At 26.8% G+C, this 5,054-nt stretch carries 4 protein-coding genes; 2 read left to right on the forward strand and 2 right to left on the reverse strand.

The window, feature by feature from the left end:
* A partial coding sequence (locus HMPREF0216_RS12550; RefSeq protein ID WP_005214834.1) for an N-acetylmuramoyl-L-alanine amidase occupies nt 1-959 on the forward strand: 959 nt, incomplete at its 5' end.
* Between the two features lie 162 nt (nt 960-1,121).
* On the opposite strand, the gene HMPREF0216_RS12555 is transcribed toward HMPREF0216_RS12550, so the two are convergent.
* Both HMPREF0216_RS12555 and brnQ read right to left on the reverse strand, forming a co-directional pair.
* The gene (locus tag HMPREF0216_RS12555) at nt 1,122-2,360 is read right to left on the reverse strand and encodes a hypothetical protein (protein WP_005214835.1); all 1,239 of its coding nucleotides are present in this window, start codon (nt 2,358-2,360) and stop codon (nt 1,122-1,124) included.
* A 248-nt stretch (nt 2,361-2,608) separates the two neighbouring features.
* A complete protein-coding gene (gene brnQ, locus HMPREF0216_RS12560) occupies nt 2,609-3,859 on the reverse strand; it encodes a branched-chain amino acid transport system II carrier protein (RefSeq protein ID WP_005214838.1) in 1,251 nt (416 codons plus the stop codon).
* 298 nt (nt 3,860-4,157) lie between these two features.
* On the opposite strand from brnQ, the gene galU reads away from it, so the two are divergent.
* Nucleotides 4,158-5,027, forward strand: coding sequence for a UTP--glucose-1-phosphate uridylyltransferase GalU (galU, locus tag HMPREF0216_RS12565; RefSeq protein WP_005214839.1), 870 nt, complete (start codon nt 4,158-4,160; stop codon nt 5,025-5,027).
* Nucleotides 5,028-5,054 lie beyond the last annotated feature (27 nt).

Below are 5,054 nucleotides of genomic sequence, written 5' to 3' on the forward strand. Positions count from 1 at the left end.
TTCATAAATTAACTAGAAATATAAAAGTTAATGTACCAGTTATAACAAATTCAACTACGTTAGGTAGAATTGATGAACCAGTGGCAAATGAGAACCATTATAAATCTACTATTAAAGTTAGAGGTTGGGCTATAAATGAATCTGGAATTAGTGAAGTAAGAGTATATGTAAATGGAACTGACAAAGGGAAAATTACATACGGAACTTCAAGACCTGATGTAAATGCTGCATATCCAGGATATCCATCAGGAAATAATTCAGGATATGAATCAACAATTAATATTTCTGATATAGCAGAAGGAAAAGTTGAAATAAAAGTTGTTGTTACAGCAAAGGATGGAACAGTTAAAGATTTTGTAACTAATATAAATTTAAAAGGTAAATCACAAAAATTGGTTGTTATTGATCCAGGCCATGAAAATCCAGGTGGAGACCCAGGTTCAACGGCAACGCACAATGGTATTACTTATATAGAATCTAACTTAAATTTACAAATTGCAGTTAGATTAAAGAATGAGTTAGAGAGCAGAGGAATAGCTGTTGTTATGACAAGAAGTGAAGGAAGTGGACAAATAGGTCCTAATGCATCTGAAAGCTTAAGAAATAGGGTTAAGCTTGCTAATGATTTAAATGCAGATTTCTTCATATCATTACATCATAATTCAGGACCAGCTTCAGCTCAAGGATTTGAAGTTTGGTATAGTATTCAATCACCAACAACGAGAAGTGTGATATTTGAAGATTCTAAATCATTATCCATAGGAAGAGAAATAGCACTTTCTAACTTAGACTATAAAATTAGTAAAAGTAGAGAATTAGCTGAAGAATTTACAAAGACGGTTTCAAGTAGTTTAGGTATTGTAAATAGGGGAGCTAAATACGAACCTATAGGAGTTCCTGATTATTATGTAACAAAAAATACAAATATGCCTTCTGTAATTGTTGAAATGGATTTTTAACTAATGCAAATGAAGCAAAAAAAGTTAGTGAAAGAACTTATCAACAAAAATTAGCAGAAATACTTGCAAATATTATTTCAAATAAATTATAAAAAAAGAACTACCATTTAGCTAGTTCTTTTTTTATTAAATCGATCTATTTATAAAATTTATTTGAAACAATTAACATACTTTTTTATTAAAAGGCAGTAGAATTATTATTAAAAATAATGGTGTCCACATAAGTTCTAATCTGTTAATTATATATGAGTCTTTAGCCATTAATACTAATGCAGTTAATAAAGTAAAGTAAAATGTGAATTTTACTAAATACCTAATAGCACTATTTTGTTTTCTTAAGCATACTATCACGAACATAATTCCGAAGCATACCGCTATTATAATTCCTGATATATTACCTAATGATGTTAAAATTAAATAAACTAATCCTGATGATAAGAAGCTAATAAATAATGGATTAAACACTAACTGCAATAAAGTCTGGAAAGCAAGCTTTATTAGCATTGGAGCACCTACACCATACCAGTTTATAAAATTTTCTTGTAGATGTTGAATTTGAGCAAATGAGAAAAATACATTTGATTGCTCAACAGTAAAGTTATAGTTAGTAAAGAAATAAATAGTGCCAACTATAACGACTAAATAAAATATATCTAATACACTAATAAGATTTTTCGTATTTTTAAAAGTAAATACAAGTATTGCAATTAGTATTAATATTAAATAAGATCTAAAGAATAATAATAAAATCAATGATGGAATAAGGATTTTTAAATTATATTCCTTTGATAATAAGCAATAAAGTGCAACAATCAATAAAAATAATATTATATTGTCACGCATTAATAAAGTATTAGTTAATATATATCCAGGTAAAAAACTAAATATTATTACAGATAAAAGTGAAAGTTTTTCATTTAAATATATCTTAAAAAGCTTATATAAGTATATGTATGTAGGAACATATATAAATAATTTTATAAGTATAAAGTTTAAAGCTGAATTAATGCCTATTAATCGTAAAAAAGTTAACATTATTACGAAAATATTATAATTTCCATAACTAGGATGACCTTGAGGATCGATAAATTCAAAAACAGGCAATTGTTTATTAATCCATTGATTAAATTCACCATTCTTAAAGTGATCAAATAAAATTTGAGAGTCTATGTTATATTTATATTCATCACAAAAGTGATTATTTTGAATATCTCCAAATAATATTCCTGTAGAAAATCCATTAGAGATATTATTATAAAATATTACTATCGCTAATATTGAATACATAATAATAAAAAAGTTAGATATATAAAAAAGCTTTTTATTTATATAATCTTTTTTATATAATAAAAAATTTACTAATAAAATAGCAATTATTATAAAAAAACTAAATACATTCATAAGCCAATCCTTTCAGTATATATAATAATTAGATTATATACTAATCCTTATATAATAACAATATTTTGTAATTGATACTATAATAAAATTAAATTTATATTGAAAATTGATTTTTATACAACAGATTATTAAGTTAATATAAAATGAAAGTTAGTATCATAACGAGATAAATAGTATATTTTAGTAAAAAAACACCTAATAAGATTTTCTTATTAGATGTTTTTGTAAAGGCTTTGGTTTAAGGAATATTATTTATTCCTGTTTTTAAAAAGGTATCCTACAGCTAAAGCAATAATTGTAGGAATAACCCATCCAAATCCAACACTAGAAAGTGGAATAAAGCTTAATGCTGAACCAAAGAATGCAAATAACACTCCAAATACTAATGAAGTATAAACGGCAAGCCTTACAGCAATAATATTAGTTAAGCATCTATTAAATAATGTAGTAAATATAATAGTAATAGCTACAGGATACAAAACATTTAATATTGGAACTGATAAAGAAACAATTTTATCAACACCTTGGCAAGCTATTAAATAACTCATAATAGAAATAACTATAGCATTAAATTTGTAAGATAACTTTCCGTTAGTTACCTTTTCAAAGAATGTTGATCCAGCAGTTAATAGACCTATTGAAGTAGTTAAACAAGCAAGTCCTATAGCAGCACCAATTAAAGCAACACCAAATCTACCTAAAATTTTATCAGCAATAAATACTAAAAGAGCAGTATTTGAGATAGAAGGATCAACTAATTTAACTGTATGTGCACCTATAAATGTTAAACCACCATAAACAAAGGCTAAGCCTATTACAGCAACAAAGCTTGATTTTAATAATACAGAATTAATTTCTTTTCCTTTATATCCTTTTTGCAATATAGATGAAGTAATAACTCCAGCAAATAATAATGCAGCTAATGCATCCATTGTTTGATATCCTTCAAGTAATGAAGTAGATAATACAGAAGTTGCACCTGTAGAAGCTATTTCTCCAATTGGGGAAACAATCCCTTTAACTATTACTATAGTTAAAATAACTATTAAAGCAGGTGTTAAAAATTTACCAATTGTATCAATAATAGAAGAACGCTTTAATACAAAGAATAAATTAATTAAAAAGTAAACAGCCATAACTATAAGTGGAGACCAATTTGGGAAAAATGGCGTTATTGTAATTTCAAATGTTGTTGCAGCTGTTCTTGGTATTGCAAGTAAAGGTCCTATTGCAAAGAAAAGAACAGTTGTAAGTATTAAGGTAAATTTAGTTCCAATCTTATTGGTAATACCTTCAAAAGTACCATTTTCCTTTGAACATGCTAATATTGCAAGTAAAGGTAGCCCAACACCAGTAAGAATAAATCCTATTATTCCTAAAATATATTGATCACCAAGTTTATTTCCAAGGGAAGGTGGGAATATTAAATTACCAGCACCAAAGAACATTGAAAATAGAGCAAAGCCAACTACAATTGAATCTTTAGTTTTATTTTTCATATGTATACCTCTTTCTAATTCGTAAAATATATGTTAATAAAAAGAATAAATTAGCAAACTGTTAATAAAAAACAGTGTTTAGTTAGTAATTTGTTAAAGATGAATATAATAATAACATTTTATAGGATACTTTTCAATAAAATATTGAATGTAAAAATAAGTGGATGTAACTACAAAATATCTAAATACAAATTATTATAGAGTAATATAAAAGATGTTTACAAGATAAATATATAGTAATTGGTTAATAATAAAATATATAATAAAATTTATATCAATTTGGAAAGGAAGGAATTATATGAAGGTAAGAAAGGCAATTATACCAGCAGCAGGTCTTGGCACGAGATTTTTACCAGCAACGAAAGCACAGCCTAAAGAGATGTTACCAATAGTTGATAAACCAACAATTCAATATATTATTGAAGAAGCTGTAGCATCAGGAATTGAAGAAATACTTATAATAACAGGTAGAAATAAAAAGAGTATAGAGGATCATTTTGATAGAAGTGTAGAACTTGAAATGGAACTTGAAAAAGCAGGAAAAGAAGAAATGTTTGAAATGATTAAAAAGATTTCAGACATGGCAGATATTCATTATATAAGGCAAAAGGAACCTAGGGGGCTTGGGCATGCAATATATTGTGCCAAGTCATTTGTTGGAGATGAACCTTTTGCAGTAATGCTTGGAGATGATGTTGTTGATAGTAAAGTTCCTTGTTTAAAGCAACTTATGGATTGTTTTAATGAATATCAAACAACTATATTAGGAGTACAAGAAGTAAATGCTAATGACGTAAATAAATATGGAATAGTTGATGGTATCTATATTGAAGATAGGGTATATAAAGTTAAAGAATTAGTCGAAAAGCCATCATTAGAAGAAGCACCAAGTAATGTTGCAATTTTAGGTAGATATATAATAACACCACAGATATTTGAGATATTAGAAAATACTAAGCCAGGTAAAGGAAATGAAATTCAATTAACAGATGCATTACAAACATTGATTTCAAATGAAGCTATGTATGCGTATATTTTTGAAGGCAAGAGATATGATGTAGGGGATAAACTTGGATTTTTAGAAGCAACTGTTGAATTTGCATTAAAGAAAGAAGGTCTTAGAGACAAATTTATTGAATATTTAAAAACAAAACCATGGGAAAGATAAAAAAACAGCCAATAGGCTGTTTTTTTA

Source organism: Clostridium celatum DSM 1785, assembly GCF_000320405.1.
Taxonomy (GTDB): Bacteria; Bacillota; Clostridia; order Clostridiales; family Clostridiaceae; genus Clostridium; species Clostridium celatum.